This window comes from Streptomyces sp. NPDC007095 (assembly GCF_040634475.1).
In the GTDB taxonomy this organism is placed as follows: Bacteria; Actinomycetota; Actinomycetes; order Streptomycetales; family Streptomycetaceae; genus Streptomyces.
On the sequence record NZ_JBEYFS010000254.1, the window covers coordinates 1 to 16,330 of the forward strand.

General features: G+C 71.0%; 12 protein-coding genes and 1 pseudogene. 5 read left to right on the plus strand and 8 right to left on the minus strand.

The genetic code is table 11. The features are described from left to right. Positions 1–87: 87 nt before the first annotated feature. Together ABZ656_RS49005 and ABZ656_RS49010 are read right to left on the minus strand one after the other, a co-directional pair. Positions 88–606: a hypothetical protein gene (locus tag ABZ656_RS49005; RefSeq protein WP_101407736.1), complete on the minus strand. Its 519-nt coding sequence runs from the start codon at positions 604–606 to the stop codon at positions 88–90. Between the two features lie 102 nt (positions 607–708). Next, positions 709–1,112 (minus strand): annotated as a pseudogene (locus ABZ656_RS49010) (amino acid transporter); the annotation flags it as partial. A 152-nt stretch (positions 1,113–1,264) separates the two neighbouring features. On the opposite strand from ABZ656_RS49010, the gene ABZ656_RS49015 reads away from it, so the two are divergent. Next, on the plus strand, positions 1,265–1,438 hold the full coding sequence (locus tag ABZ656_RS49015; protein WP_360277912.1) for a hypothetical protein: 174 nt from the start codon (positions 1,265–1,267) through the stop codon (positions 1,436–1,438). Between the two features lie 207 nt (positions 1,439–1,645). After that, entirely contained in the window at positions 1,646–1,963 is a 318-nt protein-coding gene (locus ABZ656_RS49020) for a hypothetical protein (RefSeq protein ID WP_360277915.1), read from the plus strand. 69 nt (positions 1,964–2,032) lie between these two features. Here ABZ656_RS49020 and ABZ656_RS49025 read toward each other — a convergent pair whose 3' ends face one another. The 5 genes from ABZ656_RS49025 to kdpB all read right to left on the minus strand — a co-directional run bounded on the left by ABZ656_RS49025 (position 2,033) and on the right by kdpB (position 8,839). Then, positions 2,033–3,985 carry an amino acid transporter gene (locus ABZ656_RS49025; protein WP_360277917.1) on the minus strand — a complete coding sequence of 651 codons (1,953 nt, stop codon included), beginning with the start codon at positions 3,983–3,985 and terminating at the stop codon, positions 2,033–2,035. Positions 3,986–4,161: 176 nt separating this feature from the next. Continuing rightward, entirely contained in the window at positions 4,162–4,524 is a 363-nt protein-coding gene (locus tag ABZ656_RS49030; RefSeq protein WP_360277920.1) for a hypothetical protein, read from the minus strand. Between the two features lie 29 nt (positions 4,525–4,553). Then, entirely contained in the window at positions 4,554–5,330 is a 777-nt protein-coding gene (locus ABZ656_RS49035; protein ID WP_101407733.1) for a GNAT family N-acetyltransferase, read from the minus strand. Positions 5,331–5,534: 204 nt separating this feature from the next. After that, positions 5,535–6,344, minus strand: a complete 810-nt coding sequence (locus ABZ656_RS49040; protein ID WP_101407732.1) for an SDR family NAD(P)-dependent oxidoreductase — start codon at positions 6,342–6,344, stop codon at positions 5,535–5,537. Positions 6,345–6,685: 341 nt separating this feature from the next. Then, entirely contained in the window at positions 6,686–8,839 is a 2,154-nt protein-coding gene (gene kdpB, locus ABZ656_RS49045) for a potassium-transporting ATPase subunit KdpB (RefSeq protein ID WP_360277923.1), read from the minus strand. Between the two features lie 645 nt (positions 8,840–9,484). Between kdpB and ABZ656_RS49050 the strand changes: the two genes are divergently transcribed. After that, on the plus strand, positions 9,485–10,897 hold the full coding sequence (locus ABZ656_RS49050; protein ID WP_101407730.1) for a hypothetical protein: 1,413 nt from the start codon (positions 9,485–9,487) through the stop codon (positions 10,895–10,897). Positions 10,898–10,921: 24 nt separating this feature from the next. Here ABZ656_RS49050 and ABZ656_RS49055 read toward each other — a convergent pair whose 3' ends face one another. After that, positions 10,922–12,496 carry a Na+/H+ antiporter gene (locus ABZ656_RS49055; protein ID WP_360277926.1) on the minus strand — a complete coding sequence of 525 codons (1,575 nt, stop codon included), beginning with the start codon at positions 12,494–12,496 and terminating at the stop codon, positions 10,922–10,924. 236 nt (positions 12,497–12,732) lie between these two features. Here ABZ656_RS49055 and ABZ656_RS49060 point away from each other — a divergent pair, with 236 nt between their 5' ends. Both ABZ656_RS49060 and ABZ656_RS49065 read left to right on the plus strand, forming a co-directional pair. Further along, positions 12,733–15,315 carry an ATP-binding protein gene (locus ABZ656_RS49060; protein ID WP_101407728.1) on the plus strand — a complete coding sequence of 861 codons (2,583 nt, stop codon included), beginning with the start codon at positions 12,733–12,735 and terminating at the stop codon, positions 15,313–15,315. Between the two features lie 107 nt (positions 15,316–15,422). Beyond that, positions 15,423–16,172: a DUF4118 domain-containing protein gene (locus ABZ656_RS49065; RefSeq protein ID WP_360277929.1), complete on the plus strand. Its 750-nt coding sequence runs from the start codon at positions 15,423–15,425 to the stop codon at positions 16,170–16,172. Positions 16,173–16,330 lie beyond the last annotated feature (158 nt).

Sequence of the window (16,330 nt, forward strand, 5' to 3'; positions counted from 1 at the left end):
AGGGCCTGTGCCCGGCACGCCGAGAGCACGCACCTGACGCCGCAGGGCCCGCCCTCCGGGCGGACGACGGGAATTTGACGACAGGACCTAGGACAGCCCGGACGCCCGCAGAACGGCCTGGGCCGTCTCGCCGTCGATCTGCTCGGCCAGCCGTCGGAGTAGGTCTTCCCCTTGGAGCAGGGTGCCCTTCTCCAGGGAGCGGCGGACGCCGGTGTCGAGTTCGTGCCACAGGAAGGGGTTGGCGGCCAGGACGCGGGAGTCGAGTTCGAGGCGGTGGCCGTACGCGTCCCGCAGCACGAGCTGGGCGCTGACGCCGTCGTACTGCCGTATGGAGACGAGGGCGTCCGTCCGTACGGCCCGTCGGCGCAGCGGGCCGCGCGCCGTCAGCCAGCCGTGGCCCGCCGTGACGCGCTGCGGGAGCAGGACGGCGAAGACCGCCAGGGACAGGGCGGACCAGATCGCGGCGCGAGGCGCGGTCAGGGTGTCGGCGTCCCAGTCGACCAGGGCGGACAGAGTGCCGAAGGCGAGGGCGCAGCCCACCGCGAGCCGGGCGCTGCCACGCCAGTGGCGGTCGCCGGCCGGGCTCACGGGTCCGCTCCGTTGCATGGCGTCGACGCTAGGCGTGTGGGTGGGGGTGGGCGACCGGCGCTGACGGGCTCCTGACACCGTACCGGTGAATCTTGATGGAATCCTGACGTCGCGGCCTGCTCAGTCGGTGTGGACGCGCGTTCGGCGGGCCCGGTCCTCGCGCAGGACCTCTCGGGTGACCGGGGAGACCTCGTTCTGGCCGAAGAGGAAGAAGCGCAGGAAGTTGGCGAAGGGGCCGCCCTCGGTCCACTCGAAGTAGATGTGCGGGATGCAGCCGGTGGATCACGGGCGTACAGGAGGAGCGCGGCCAGGACGTTGGAGATGGAGGAGGACTCCAGGGTCAGGACCCGGTAGCGGTTGTGGAGGACCTCGCCGCGTACGGTCAGGCCCGACTCGAACTCGGAAGGGTCGGTGACTGTCACCTCGACGAAGACGAAGTCCTCCTGCTCCGGCATGTCGTTGTCGGCGCGGATCTGCTCGATCTTCTCGCGGTACTCGGCCTTGTCGCGGCGGTCGGGCTCGTTCGTGCGGTGCCCCGGTCGGGTTGGCCTGGCCGGTGACGGTGCAGGCGGTGGTGTAGGAGGTGGCGCCGTCGGCCCTCGTGTGGATGGTGAAGTCGACGGGGAAGCCTGCCGTTCCGCCGCCGGAAGCGCCCGTGTCGGTACGGGGGAAGAGGGTGACGGAGCCGATCGCCCGGTCGGCGCCGAGGTCGATCTCGATCCACACCGGCGTGGCGCTGATGTCTACGGAGGCGAAGTCGATGCTGGTGAAGCTCTTGGTACCGGTGACGCTGATGGTGGTGCCGTCCAGCACCCGGGTCTTGCCCCAGTCGCTTTTCTCCAGCGTGTAGTTGCTGGTGACGGTGATCCCGGCGCAGCGCCAGATCGAGGAGACGGTCGGCCCGGTCCCCCTCGGCCAGCCAGTCGCGGAAGTCGGACAGCACACTGTGGTGCCCTGCCTATCATCCGCTCCCCGGAAGGTGCCGTGCGGCGCAAGTCGGTCGCGGCCGTCGCCCTAGCGGCTGCGCGACGGGCTGGAGGGGTGCGGGCTCCGCACGATGGGCGACGTGATCTGCCCGGTCGTCCCGGTCTTCATAGGTACCACCGTGACCGGCCGCGTCGCCTCGGGGCTCATCGGCCGCAGCGGCCCGACTGCTCACCTGGTCGAACAGCGCGCGGTCGCCTCGGACGCCGCCCGCTTCCGCCTCCAGGCCATGGCCGACCCCACGGCCGAGGACGCCGACCTGGCCGTGGACATCCTCGACACCTGCATCCGCAAGGCGAAGGAAAGCCTCTGGCGGTCTCCGACGGCGACTGACCGGGCTCCCGCGAAGCCGCCCCGCCGTACGGACTACGACGGCCCCGATGGCCGATAGGCACGCTGTCGGGACCTCGACGCCAGAGTGCAAGTCGGCCGGGGTACCGGCAGCGGTCGGTGCGGCGGCCTAGCCGACGTGTACGCGCGGTCGGCGGGCGCGGTCGGGTTCGGCCTCGCGCAGGACCTCCCGGGTGACGGGGGCGACCTCGCCCTGGCCGAAGAGGAAGAAGCGCAGGAAGTTGGTGAAGGGGTTGCCCTCGGTCCACTCGAAGTAGATGTGCGGGGTGCAGCCGGTGCGGTCGCGGACGTACAGGAGCAGGGCGGCCAGGGCGTTGGGGATGGAGGAGGACTCCAGGGTCAGGACGCGGTAGCGGCCGTGGAGGACCTCGCCGCGTACGGTCAGGCCCGCCTCGAACTCCGAGGGGTCCAGGACGGTGACCTCGACGAAGACGAAGTCCTCCTGGGGCGGGAGGTCGTTGTCGGCGCGGATCTGCTCGATCTTCTCGCGGTACTCGGCCTTGTCGCGGTTGTCGGGTTCGTTGGCGATGAACCGGATCCTGCGGCTGGCGATGTCCCGTACGAATCGTTCCGCCATGTCGTCCAGGCTCACGCTGGTCACCCGCAGTTCGAAGGCGCGGGCCAGTCGGGAGAGGAGGGAGACGAGGATGATGCCGGCGATGAAGCAGGCGCCGATCTTGACGCCGTCGGGGCGTTCGATGACGTTCGCGACGGTGACGTAGAGGAGGACCGCGGACACGACGGCGAAGCCGATCGTCCAGTTCCGTTGCTGGGCGCGGCGGGCGGCGATGGTCACCGCGATGGCCGCGGAGGACATCAGGACGAGGACGCCGGTGGCGTAGGCGCCGCCCTGTGCGTCGACGTCCGCGTCGAAGATCCAGGTGACCAGGAACGCGACCAGGGTGAAGACGATCACCATGGGGCGGACGGCGCGTGCCCAGTGCGGGGCCATGCCGTAGCGGGGGAGGTAGCGGGGCATGAGGTTGAGCAGTCCGGCCATGGCGGAGGCGCCCGCGAACCACAGGATGGCGATGGTCGACACGTCGTAGACCGTGCCGAAGGCGCCGCCGAGGTATTCGTGCGCCAGGTAGGCGAGCGCGCGGCCGTTGGCCTGGCCACCGGACTTGAACTCCTGCTCCGGGATCAGGAGTGTGGTGATGAAGCTGGTGGCGATCAGGAAGACGCTCATGATCACGGCGGCGGTGGTCAGCAGTTTCTTGGTGCCCCGGATGCGGCCCTTGGGGTTCTCCTCGGTGTCCTCGGGGTCGCCCTCGACGTGCGGCATGACCGCCACGCCCGTCTCGAAACCGGACAGGCCCAGCGCGAGCTTGGGGAAGACCAGCAGGGACACGCCGATCATGGCGAAGACGTTTCCGTGCGCGGCGGTCAGTCCGTTGGTCCAGTCGGTGACGACGTGGCCCGCGGTGAGGACATGCCAGAAGCCGACGATCACGACCACGGTGTTGAGCGCGAGATAGACCCCGACCAGGACGACGGCGACGCCGATCGCCTCCAGGAAGCCCTTGAGGAACACCGCGCCGAGCAGCGCCACGAGGATGAGGGTGATCAGCATCTGTTTGTCGTGCAGGGTGCTGGTCAGGTGCGGGTTCTCCACGAGGTGCGTGGAGGCGTCGGCGGCCGAGAGGGTGATGGTGATCAGGAAGTCGGTCGCGGCGAAGCCGAGCAGGGTCAGGACGAACAGCTTGCCCTTCCAGAAGGTGAGCAGCCGTTCCAGCATCGCGATCGAGCCCTCGCCGTGCGGGCTCTCCTCGGCGACCCGCCGGTAGACGGGCAGTGCGCCCGCCAGGGTGACGATGACGAGCACGAGGGTGGCGACGGGGGAGAGGAGTCCGGCGGCCAGGGCGGCGATGCCGGGCTGGTAGCCCAGTGTGGAGAAGTAGTCGACACCGGTCAGGCACATCACGCGCCACCACCGCTGCCCCTTGTGCACGGGCGCGGGCTCGGCGGGCCGGGGCACCTGGCGGCCCTTGCCCATGTCGGACAGGCCCTCCAGCATCCACGCCCGCAATCGGCTCGTGGGGGCGTGTTCGGTCGTGGCCATCTGCGTGCTCTCCTGACGTACGGCTCTTCGATCGGTTCCGGCCATCGAGGAGACGGCGCAATCAGCGTATGCAGAGAGTGATCCACTGGCCCAGGGGCTCGCACATGCTGAGAGGAACGTCTCTGCACGTGGTGCCGCTCATTGTCGCCAGCGGTGGCGGCCTCGGCACGGCAGGATCAGGAGCCAGTGCGGAACGACATGTCGTATGACGTCTCGCGGCCACCCTGCACGAAGGTGAGGCGGACGAGGAGCACGCGGGCTTCCGGCGGTGGGCCGGGCTGCCCGGTGAGGGAGCCTTCGGTGCTGTTGCCGTCGGGGCTCGGGCCGTAGGCGCCGCCCCAGTCGAGGTACTCGTTTCCCAGGTTGTCGTTCGCCTCCAGGAAGGGCAGTAGAGGAGTCTCCTCGGTTTCGGCGTCCGCCAAGGGCGGAGTGATCGAGTAGTGCAGGGTGAAGGAGTCGTTCCTCAGCTTCAGTTTGCTGACCGTCAGTTCGTGGCGGCCGTCGAGGACCTGCAGGGTGAGAAGGGGAGCTTTGGTCACGTCGAGTTCATTCCTGTGCCGGGCCGTTCCTATGCGGCAAGTCGGTTGCGCCGTACCGGGTTCCCGACCCCGTGGTGAACGTACTCGCGCACCAGGCGGAAGCCGGCCGTCCAGGCGAGGAGGCGGCTGGCGCGGTTGAGGGTGGAACAGTTCCAGCTAGGGGTGTGGCCGCGCGCGGTGATGTCCGCGGTGAGGGCCCGGACGCAGGCCAGGGCGAGGCGGTGGCGGCGGTGGTCGGGCGCCGTGAAGACCGCGACGTCCTCGTAGCGGATGCCGCGGAAGTAGGTGCAGGCGATGGCCAGTGGCTGTCCGCCCCGATCGACGGCTGCCCAGGCGTGTCCGGAGGCGGCCAGGCCCAGCGGACCGCCCCAGCTGGCATGGATCCAGGCTGCGTCGGGGTCCAGGGCGAACAGCGTGTCCGTGTCGGCGGGTTCGAGGCGGCGTACGGTCACGCCGCGCGGGACGGTGCAGGGCTGCGGTTCGGCCTGCAGGGTCCACACCATCCTTTCCCACGGAGTGATGCGGTCGAAGGCCGTGCCGAGGGCCGGGACGAAGCGGGCGGGAGCCTCGATGCGGCTGTTCGCGAGGGGCACCAGGTCCTCGGGGGCGAGTGTGTCCGGGGCGCCGCGCAGCAGGACGTGGCCGGCGCAGGAGACGGCGACGACACGTGGCTGGTCGGCTCGGTCCGCCCACCAGTGGCCGACGCCGGTGGTGAGGACGTGCTCGCCGAGGGTGGCCGGGCCCGGGGCCCCGGCGGGGAACCAACGGGAGAGGGAGGGTAGTTGGCGGGGTGCGAGTTCAATCATCGACGCCTCGAAAGTAGAGAGGTGAGGGGCGGGCAGAGAGGGAGCCGCTCGGATGCGGCCGGTCTCGTCTCTCCGCCCGCCGTGCCGGTTGCAGATCAGCGCTGGCCGGCCTTGCGGCCGTGGTTCGCCTTCTTCCTTCGGCGGGCTTTCTTCTTGCGGGAGCGCTTCGACATGGACATCAACTCCGTGATGCAGGGGGAGAGTTCAAGTGGTCCGGCCGACGAGGAGGTCGGCGAGCTTGTTGAGGCGCTTGATCGTGCGGTCCTCGGTGGCGGCCGGCGCGGGGTCGACGCGCTCGGCGCGGTCGTAGTACGCGCCGTTGACGATCTCGACCGCCGCATCGCACAGGCGGACCACGTACGCGGCGCCCTCGGCAGGCGTGACGCCCGCATGGGAGTAGAGCGGGAGCAGCGCGGTGTCGCAGACGCCGGGGTGGACGGAAACCGCGGCGACACGGGGGTCGGCGGCGAAGACGGTGAGGGCCAGCTGCGACTGGGCGTAGGCGGCGAGCCGGGAGTAGCGGCGCGCGCGGTTGGGGTCGGCCCAGGAGATGGAGGCGGTGCGGTGCAGGGAGGAGGAGACGTTCACAACCCGGCCGCCCGGCTCGCTGGTGAGCGCCGGTTCCAGCAGGCAGGTCAGCAGGTAGTGGGCGAGGAAGTTGACCTGGAAGGCGATCTCGTTGCCGTCCGTGGTGACGGTGTGCCGCTCCGGGGCGGCCATGGCAGCGTTGTTGACGAGGACGTCCAGGTGCGGGTGTTCGGCGACGACGCGCGCCGCCATGGTCTCGACCTCGTCGAGGTGTGTGAAGTCGGCGGAGTAGGCGCACAGCCGGTCGGCGTCGACGCTCGCCGTGGCGACGAGATGGTCGGCGGCGGCACGTGCTTCCTCGGCGGTGCGACCGTGCAGCAGCACGGTGGCGCCCCGCTCGGCGAGCTGCCGTGCGGTCTCCAGGCCGATGCCGGAGGTCGCGCCCGTGACGAGAACAGTACGGGGCGAAAGGGTGGAGTCAGACATGGTCCATCCGGGGTTGCGGGCACGCCGCGCACCCCCATGGAGGGTGGCGGTCGTGCGGACAAGAGAGAGAAAGGGCGCCGGATAGGATCACGGCGCCCAGTGACTGCGGAAGAGAGCGTCAGCTAAGGGCGGACGCGAACCGTTCCAAGCAGCGCGGCGCACGACGGAGCGGCCGAGCGGGACTCGGTGGCCGGTCGAAGAGGAGCCAGGCGCTGTTCACGTATGCCATCGAAGCCGTCCCGCACATCGCGGGCAAGCCCGACAGCTGTTCCCTAATACGGTCCTGACGTGCACATATGCGCCCTTGACGGATCGGGCGGACAAAGGAGGCGACGCGCGGTTCAGCCAAGGCCGGGCACCCCCGAGATCAGCAAGTCGATGAGCTTGATGCCGAGGAAGGGCAGGACGAGCCCGCCGAGGCCGTACAGCATGAGGTTGCGCCGCAGCAGGTCGTGCGCGGACGACGGTGTGTAGCGCACGCCCCGAAGTGCGAGGGGGATGAGAGCGACGATGATGAGCGCGTTGAAGATGATCGCCGAGGTGATCGCGGACGTCGGGCTGTGCAGGCCCATGACGTTGAGCGACGCCAGGCCCGGGTACGCGCCCGCGAACATTGCCGGGATGATCGCGAAGTACTTCGCCACGTCGTTCGTGATGGAGAACGTCGTCAACGCCCCGCGGGTGATGAGGAGTTGCTTGCCGATTTCCACGATCTCGATGAGCTTGGTGGGGTTGGAGTCCAGGTCGACCATGTTTCCGGCCTCCTTGGCCGCCGACGTGCCCGTGTTCATGGCCACGCCGACGTCCGCCTGCGCGAGCGCGGGCGCGTCGTTCGTGCCGTCGCCTGTCATCGCGACCAGCTTGCCGCCCTCCTGCTCGCGCCGGATCAGGGCGAGCTTGTCCTCGGGGGTGGCCTCGGACAGGTAGTCGTCGACGCCCGCCTCTTCGGCGATGGCGCGGGCGGTGAGCGGGTTGTCGCCGGTGATCATCACCGTGCGGATGCCCATGCGGCGCAGCTCGGCGAAGCGTTCGCGGATGCCGTCCTTGACGACGTCCTTGAGGTGGATCAGCCCCAGCACCCGCGGCCCGTCCCAGTCGTGCACGGCCACCAGGAGCGGGGTGCCACCGGAGGCCGCGACGGAGTCGGCGAACCGCCGGGCCTCGGGCGGGACGTGGCCGCCGTACCTCTCCACCCACTCGATGACCTGCTGGGCGGCGCCCTTGCGGATGGCGCATACCGCGCCGTTGTCCCAGCGCAGGTCGACGCCGCTCATCCGGGTCTGGGCGCTGAACGGAACCCATCGCGCATGGCTCAACTCGCCCTCGGCGGGAGCCCGCAGCCCGTACCGCTCCTTCGCGAGTACGACGACGGACCGCCCCTCCGGTGTCTCGTCGGCCAGCGACGACAGCTGGGCGGCGTCGGCGAGCCGGGCCTCGTCGATGCCGGGCAGCGGGACGAACGCGGCTGCCTCGCGGTTGCCGAGTGTGATGGTGCCGGTTTTGTCGAGGAGCAGGGTGCCCACGTCGCCGGCGGCCTCGACGGCGCGGCCCGACATGGCCAGGACATTGCGCTGGACGAGCCGGTCCATGCCGGCGATGCCGATCGCGGACAGCAGCGCGCCGATCGTCGTGGGGATGAGGGTGACGAGAAGGGCGACGAGCACGGTGGTGGATTGGGCGGCATCCGCGTACTCGGCCATCGGCTGGAGGGTGACGACGACCAGCAGAAAGATGACGGTGAGTGCGGCCAACAGGATGTTCAGGGCGATCTCGTTCGGGGTCTTCTGCCGGGACGCGCCCTCGACAAGGGCGATCATCCGGTCCAGGAAGGAGTGGCCCGGGCGGGCGCTGACGCGGACGAGGATGCGGTCGGAAAGGACCGTCGTACCGCCGGTGACACCGCTGCGGTCGCCGCCCGACTCCCGGATCACCGGCGCCGACTCCCCGGTGACGGCGGATTCGTCGACCGCCGCGACCCCGTCGATGACGTCACCGTCGGCCGGGATCAGTTCCCCCGCCTCAACGAGGACGACATCGAGGGGCCTGAGTTCGGTGGCGGCCACGGCCTCCGTCTCCATGTGGCGCAGATCGGTGCCGTAGCTCCAGTGGCGCAGACGCAGTGCGACCGTGTCCGTGCGTGCCCGGCGCAGTGACTCCGCCTGCGCCTTCCCGCGGCCCTCGGCGACGGCCTCCGCAAGGTTCGCGAAGATGACCGTCAGCCACAGCCAGGCGCTGATCACCCAGGTGAAGACGGCCGGGTGTAGGACCGCCGAGAGTGTGGTGAGGACGGCGCCGACGGAGACGACGAACAGCACCGGGTTCCTGAGCAGGACTCGCGGGTGCAGTTTGCGCAGTGCCTCGGGGAACGACTGGACGAGCTGGGCGGGTTCGAACAGCCCGCTCGGCGCGCGGCGTCTCTCCCCACCCTCCGATCCGGGCTGGGGGGTGCGCTGCGGGCGGGACGGCGGGGCCTGCTGGGGAGCGGCGGAAAACATGGGGACCTTCATGCCTCGGTGGAGACCGGGCCCACGCGCACCGGGGCACGCCGGAGACCGGTCGGGCTGACAGAACGCGTGGTGGCCGTGGGGCCCTGCGGTGCCGGGGCGGCACCGCAGGGCAGCGCACGGACGCCGGGGAGGGACGACGAGACGCGTCCGCGTGCGCGGCCGCCGGAAAGGCGTTCTGACGGGAGCATCCGATGGGTGCTCCCGGAGGAGAGCCGTCATGCCACTGACGTCCGCAGCCTCTCCGACGGCCGAGAGGGAATCTAGCCCGGCCGGATGCCCGAACCGCTTTGTCCGGCACGGAATTTGCGCCTCCCTGACGGGCGATCCGCCGGTGGCGTCAGACTCCCGTCAAGGTCGCCCGTCAAAGCGTCAGGAGGGCATCAACGGGCGACGTCCGTGGCCGAAACCGGCCGCAGACTGTGCGACACGGGGGACACGGGCGACCGCCTGTGGCGTGACCTTGGAGGGCTCGTGACCATCACGGCCGGAACCACGCGCAGTTCCGAGGCGGAGGCCGGCGCTGTCGCGCAGCCACAGCACGGACCGGTCGCCCCGCCCGCGGGCCGGCCCGGCCGGCGGCCACGAGGGGGGTCGCGGCCGGGCCGCCGAAGGCGGCACCTCCGGCAGCGGGCCGTGGCCGCGCGGGCCGCTCTGCGCCGCCGCTTCTGGGCCACCGTGCCCGCGCGGCTGCGCCTTCTGCGCGCGGCCACGGTCTCGCTCACCGTCACTCTGATGCTGCTGCTCGGGCTGGCCGGGCTCGCCGCATCCGGCACGTGGGACGAGGTGGCCCGCCAGGACGCTCCCAGGACGACCAGCGCCGCCGACCTCGACCTCGCGCTCAACGACATGGACGCGCAGGCGGCCAACATCCTGCTGTCCAGCGGCAACGCGGGCAAAGGGCGCCTGGCGACGCCGTACGAGAAGGCGGTCGGCTTCTACGGCGACGCGCGCCGCACCATCGGCCACGACCTGCGCACCCTCGCCGTCGCCGCGCAGGGCGACCACACTGACGAGCACACCGTGGAGTCCCTCACCGACGGCTTCGCCCAGTACCAGGAACTGATCGGCCGCGCCCTGGAGAACGACGGCCGCGCCGGCGGCAAGCCAGCCGCCCTGGCCGACTATCGCAGGGCGACCGATCTGCTGCAGAGCCGGCTCCTCCCGGACGCACGCAAGTTGGTCGACTCCAACAACAGTGCGTTCAACAGGCAGTATGAAAAAGCCCGTTCGGCTCTGTCGGGCCAACTCGCCGCTGTCCTCGTGCTCGGCGTGCTGCTGCTCGTCGCACTCGGCGTCCTCCAGTGGCACCTCGCCCGCCGCTTCCACCGGACCCTCAACCCCGGTGTCCTGGCCGCCACGGTCTGCGCCCTGCTCGCCGTGCTTCTCGGCGCCCAGACGCTGTCCGCCTCCGCCGAGCATCTGCGCGGCGCCCGGCGGGACGCCTTCGACTCCGTCGTCGCCCTCTCCCGTGCCCGCGCGATCGCGTACGATGCGAATGCCGACGAGAGCCGCTACCTCCTCGACCCGGAGCGCCGCGAGCAGTACGGGCAGACGTTCCTCACCAAGTCGCAGGAGCTGTACGGCATTTCCAAGACAACCCTCGGCACGTACGCCGACCGACTCGCCACGACCTGGCAGGCATATCGCTCCGACCATGGCGACCTGCGCTTCACGGGTGAGTTCCGGCGCGAACTCGACAACATCACCTTCGCGGGGGAGCGGGCGGCGGCGGAGAAGACCGTCGAGACGTACGCCGCCTACCAGCGTGACGACCGCACGATCCGCGCGCTGGTGGCGCAGGGCAAGGAGCGCGAGGCCGTCGCGTTCTGCATCAGCTGGGAGCCCGGGATGTCCAACGCGCACTTCGGGGCGTGGATGAACGCTCTGGACCAGGTGACCGACATCAATCGCCACCACTTCACCGCCTCTGTACGGGCGGGCCGCGCCGAGGTGGCCGGCCTGCTTCCCTGGGCCCTCGGCGCCCTCCTCGCGGCAGCCGCCCTCGCTGCCCTCGGGCTGCGGCCACGGCTCGCCGAGTTCCGCTGAGACGAGCTGTGCGGAGAACCGCGCTCACGCGTCCGCGAGCCGTGCCTCCTCCAGGTCCAGTGAGCGTTGCAGTCGGCGGCGGGTCGTGTCGCTGATGCGGTGTTCGTCGTACAGGCGCTGGAGTTCCGCCGCCTCGATGGTGATCAGGTCGCGGCGGAGCTGGCGGTAGACGAGGTCGGCGGACTCGGCGGGAGCACCCTGGTCGTTGCCCTCGGCGAGGCGGTCGTGAGCGTCGTCGAGGCGGGCCGTGAGGCCGCGGCGGAGGCGGTCGAGGACGACGTCCGGAACGGCTTCGAGTTCGGAGATCTCCTCCAGGCGGATCAGCCCCGCGCCCGCCAGGCTGGAGCGCGCCTCGGCCTCCTCCCGTTCCGTGTGGTCGGGCTCCAGGGCGATGCCGGAGCGGCGGACGACCGGGGCGAGGGTGAAGCCCTGTACGACGAGGGTGGTGACGACGACCGAGGTGGTCAGGACGAGGACGAGCGGGCGCTCCGTGAGCGTGACCCCGGCCGTCGTGGTCACCGGGATCGACAGCGCTGCCGCCAGCGGGACCACGCCCCGGGTGCCGGCCCAGGTCAGGACCATCGGTATCCGCCAGTTCATGCGCTGGATCCCGCCCTTGCGCTGCACCACCGCCGACAGAGGTGCCAGCCACACCAGGCGCATGGCGATCAGGGTGGCGGCGACTGCGAGCGCGTACAGGGGCCAGGCCCGGTCGCCGTCGGACAGGGCCCGCACCTGGGCGGGCAGGGCCAGGCCGATGAGGCTGAAGACGACGCTCTCCAGCAGGAACACCACCGTGCCGTACACGGCGTGCAGCTGGAGCCGGATGCGGGCGTTGGTGAGCCGGTCGCCCCGGCCGCCGAGGACGACTCCGGCCACCACGACGGAGGTGACGCCCGAGGCGTGCGCGGCCTCGGCCAGGACGTAGGCCGCGTACGGGGTGACCAGCGCGATCACCGTCTCCAGGACCGGGTCCTCGGTGCGCCGCCGGATCAGCGCGACCACGCCCGCGACGGCCGCGCCGATGACCATGCCGCCGCCCGCCAGCAGCAGGAACTCCCCGCCCGCCGCGTGCCAGTTCGCGGCGGCCGATGCCACGGCCACGCTCACCGCGACCCGGAACAGGACCAGCGAGGTCGCGTCGTTGAACAGGCTCTCGGCCTGGACGAGGACCTGGACCTTGGGCGGTAGCGCCAGTCGTCTGCCGAGCGCGGTGACCGCTACCGGGTCGGTGCTCGCGAGTACCGCGCCCAGCACGAAGGCCATCTGCCACGACAGCGGGGTGACCAGGGACGCCACCAGCGCGACGGCTGCGGCCGAGGCCAGCACCAGGCCGATCGACAGCACCCCGACCGGTTTCCACACCGCCCGCAGCTCACGCCAGGACAGTTCCTCGGCGCTCGCGTACAGCAGCGGGGGCAGCACGACGAGGCCGATGATCTCGGGGCTGATCTGGATTTCCGGGGTGCCCGGCAGCAGCGCGACGGCGAGGCCCGCGACGACCAGCAGGGAAGGGGCGGGGATGCGCCAGCGGCGCGCGAAGGTCGCCACCAGAGTGGCGAGCACCACGAGAGCCAGTACTGTCCCTACGCTGCGCATGCCGTCCCCTTGGCCTAGAGAAGGAGCCCTTGTGGCTCCCTGCCGACCAGACTTCCCGGCACACCGCTTTCACCCTATCGGGCCAGCGCCCGTCAAGGCAGTGTCAACGTCTACGGGAACGGTGCCAAGGATGCGTCAAGGGTCGTGCCGCGTGACCTGCGGAGGGGCTTCGGTGGGGGGAAGCAACCCTTCTCCATGGGGAGTTGATCGCCAGTGAGCGGAGCGCGTCGGCTGCGATGAGTGACGTACGGACCGATGTGAGTGACGTACGGGCCGACAGCGAGGATCCATGGCCCGGCCCGGGTGATGTACGGCCCGGGCGGCTGAAGGTCTACCTCGGGGCCGCCCCCGGCGTGGGCAAGACCTACCGCATGCTCGACGAGGCGCGCCGTCGGGCGGCGCGCGGCGCCGACGTGGTCGTGGGGTTCGTGGAGTGTCACGGGCGCCCCGGCACCGAGGCGATGCTCGACGGCCTGGAAGTGGCCGGGCGCCTCCCGTGTGTCTATCGCGGCGGGGAGTTCGAGGAGATGGACCTCGCCGCGGTCCTCGCGCGCCGCCCGCAGGTCGCGATCGTGGACGAGTTCGCCCACAGCAACGTCCCCGGCGAGGGCCGCAATCCCAAGCGCTGGCAGGACATCGAGGAACTCCTCGCCGCCGGGATCGATGTCATCACGGCGCTGAACATCCAGCACCTGGAATCCCTCAACGACGTGGTCGAGAAGATCACGCGGGTGCCGCAGCGCGAGACGGTGCCCGACGAGGTCGTGCGACGGGCCCAACAGATCGAGTTGGTGGACATCCCGCCCGAGGGGCTGCGCCGGCGGATGGCGCACGGCAACATCTACGCCCCGGAGAAGGTGGACGCGGCGCTCGCGAACTACTTCCGGCCCGGCAATCTGACCGCGCTGCGTCAGCTGGCCCTGCTGTGGGTGGCCGACCGGGTCGACGAGGCGTTGCAGTCGTACCGTTCCGAGCACGGCATCGGCGGGGTGTGGGAGACGCGGGAGCGGGTGGTCGTGGCCCTGACCGGCGGCCCCGAGGGCGACACCCTCATCCGGCGGGCAGCCCGGATCGCCGACCGGTCCGTGGGCGGTGACCTGCTCGCCGTGCACGCGACCCGCAGCGACGGTCTCGCCGCCGGTGCCTCGCACGCCTCACTCGCCCGGCAGCGGCGGCTGATCGAGGACCTCGGCGGCAGCTACCACTCGGTCGTCGGCGACGACGTGCCCACCGCCCTGGTCGAGTTCGCCCGCGCCGAGAACGCCACCCAACTCGTCCTGGGCACCAGCCGCCGCGGCCGTATCGAACGGTTCGTCACCGGACGTGGTACGGGCGAGACGGTGGTGGAGCTCTCCGGAGACATCGACGTCCACATGGTCACCCACGAGCGGGCCGGGCGCGGCACCCTGCTGCCCTCCCGCAAGCGCACCCTGTCGACCGCACGCCGGATCGCGGGCCCCGTCGCCGGCCTGCTGCTGCCCGTCGCGCTCACCTTCCTGCTGGACCTGGACACGGCCAGGGACAGGCTCAACCTCACCAGCGAGGCCCTACTGTTCCTGCTCACCGTGGTGGGGGTGGCCTGCATAGGCGGCGTCGCCTCGGCGGTGATCGCGTCGGTGACGGCGTCCCTGCTGCTGAACTACTGGTTCGTCCCGCCCGCCGGCCAGTTCACACTGGACGATCCGAACGCGCTGCTGGCCCTCACCGTCTTCGCGGTGGTGGCCGCCGTGGTGGCCGCCGTCGTCGACCGCTCCCTTCGCCTGTCCCGGCGCTCGGCGCGGGCGACAGCCGAGGCGGAGACCATGTCGTCGCTCGCGGGCACGATCGTGCGGGGCGGTGCGACCATCCCGGCATTGGTGGAACGGACGCGCGAGACCTTCGGCATGGACTCCGCGGAACTGGTGGACGAGCCGCCGGACGCCGCCCGGGCGTCCGAAGCCGCGGGGGCGACCGTCGTGCCCGCGGGCCCCGGTGCCTTCCTGGTCCTGCGCGGCCGCACCCTGCCGTCCTCCGAGCGGCGCGTACTGGCCGCGTTCGCCGCGCACGTCGGCGCCGCCGTCGAACGGGCCCGGCTGGCCGAGGCGGCCGCCGAGGTCGAACCGGTCAAGGCCGCCGACCGGATGCGTACGGCGCTGCTGCGGGCGGTCGGCCACGACCTGCGCACCCCGCTGGCCGCCGGCTGGGCCGCCGTCACCTCGCTGCGCAGCCGTGACGTGGAGTTCTCCCCGGAGGACCGGGACGAACTCCTCGCCACCGCCGACGAGTCCATGGCCCGGCTGAACCGGCTGATCGAGAATCTGCTGGACCTCAGCCGCCTCCAGGCGGGCGCGCTCACCCTGAACCTTCGGGCCACCACCCTGGAGGAGGTCCTCCCGGCGGCGCTGGCCGACACCCCTGACGCGGAGGTGGCGGACCTGGAGGAGATCCCGGCTGTACTGGCCGACCCACCGCTTCTCGAACGGGTGATCGCCAACCTGGTGGGCAACGCCGCCCGCCACAGTCCGGCGGGGCGCAGGGTCCTGCTGACGTCCAGTGCCCACGCGGGCCGGGTCGAAGTCCGGGTCGTCGACCGTGGCCCCGGCCTGCCGCCCACCGACCGCGACCGTCTTTTTGAACCCTTTCAGCGCCTCGGCGACACCGACAACACCACCGGACTGGGCCTGGGCCTCGCCCTCGCGCGCGGTCTGACCGAGGCGATGGACGGCACGCTCACCCCGGAGGACACTCCCGGCGGCGGTCTGACCATGGTGCTGTCCCTGCCCTTCGCCGAGCGGGCGGAGCACTCCAGTGCTACGCAGAGCGTAGGAGGAGGCGTATGAGCCTTCAGAAGAGCCTTCGAACGGGCCCTCACGTGAGTCTTCGAAAGAGCGACGTACGCGGGCGCGGGCCCGAAGGCGCCGCGGTGGACGCAGGAGGTGAAGGCGTGATGACCTATGCGATCAGGGACCGGCTCGCCCTGGTAGCGGGCCTCGCGGGGCCGTTCCTGGTGGCGCTCGCGCTCGTGCCGTTCCGTACGGACCTGTCGCGCACCAACGCGGCGCTGATCCTCGTCGTGGTGGTTGTCGCGGTCGCGGCCCTCGGGAGCTGCGTGGCGGGAGCGGTCGCGGCCCTGTCCGCCGCCGCCTGGTTCGACTTCTTCCTCACCCGCCCCTACCAGACCTTCGACATCACCGCGTCCGCCGACATCGAGACCGCGGTCCTGCTTCTGGTCGTCGGCCTGATCGTGTCCCAGCTCGCGGCCCGTGCCCGTCGCCTGGAGGTGATCACGGTGACGGACGCTGGCTATCTGGCCCGTATCCACGAGACGGCCGAGCTCGCCCAGTCCGCCAAGTCCGCGGATACCGTCGTCGACCACGTCCGCCGGGAACTGACCGCACTCCTCGGCCTGCGGGCCTGCCGCTTCGAGTATGGCACCCTCATGGGACAGCCGCCCCGCCTGGAACAGGACGGGCATGTGGCGGTCGGCCGCCGGCACTGGGACATCGACGGCGGAGGCTGGCCGGACGGCGAGATCGAACTGCGTACGTACGGCAACGGCCACTATCTCGGCCGGTTCATGCTCACGCCCGGCCCGGGCCCCGTGCCCCCGCTCCAGGCCCGCCTCGTCGCGGTCACCCTCGCCGACCAGACGGGCGCGGCCCTCGACACGGCGGGGCCGGTCAAGGACGGGTGGTGACAGCTGGAACCCCTCCGACGGCATGGAATATATGGACGGTATGGACGGCCGTCACGAGGAACATCTGACGCGTAAATAGAGCCTGGTCAGGGTGGGTGTGGGCAGGGCCGGGTGCCCGGTGGCCGTGGAGGCTCCGGGTGTCGGGGTCTGCCGGTTAG

Bases quoted from the DNA above. Each gene is read 5' to 3' on its own strand.
- ABZ656_RS49005 (WP_101407736.1), bottom strand. From the start codon at position 606: ATGCAACGGAGCGGACCCGTGAGCCCGGCCGGCGACCGCCACTGGCGT.
- ABZ656_RS49020 (WP_360277915.1), top strand. From the start codon at position 1,646: ATGGGCGACGTGATCTGCCCGGTCGTCCCGGTCTTCATAGGTACCACC.
- ABZ656_RS49025 (WP_360277917.1), bottom strand. From the start codon at position 3,985: ATGGCCACGACCGAACACGCCCCCACGAGCCGATTGCGGGCGTGGATG.
- ABZ656_RS49035 (WP_101407733.1), bottom strand. From the start codon at position 5,330: ATGATTGAACTCGCACCCCGCCAACTACCCTCCCTCTCCCGTTGGTTC.
- ABZ656_RS49040 (WP_101407732.1), bottom strand. From the start codon at position 6,344: ATGTCTGACTCCACCCTTTCGCCCCGTACTGTTCTCGTCACGGGCGCG.
- kdpB (WP_360277923.1), bottom strand. From the start codon at position 8,839: ATGTTTTCCGCCGCTCCCCAGCAGGCCCCGCCGTCCCGCCCGCAGCGC.
- ABZ656_RS49055 (WP_360277926.1), bottom strand. From the start codon at position 12,496: ATGCGCAGCGTAGGGACAGTACTGGCTCTCGTGGTGCTCGCCACTCTG.
- ABZ656_RS49060 (WP_101407728.1), top strand. From the start codon at position 12,733: ATGAGTGACGTACGGACCGATGTGAGTGACGTACGGGCCGACAGCGAG.
- ABZ656_RS49065 (WP_360277929.1), top strand. From the start codon at position 15,423: ATGACCTATGCGATCAGGGACCGGCTCGCCCTGGTAGCGGGCCTCGCG.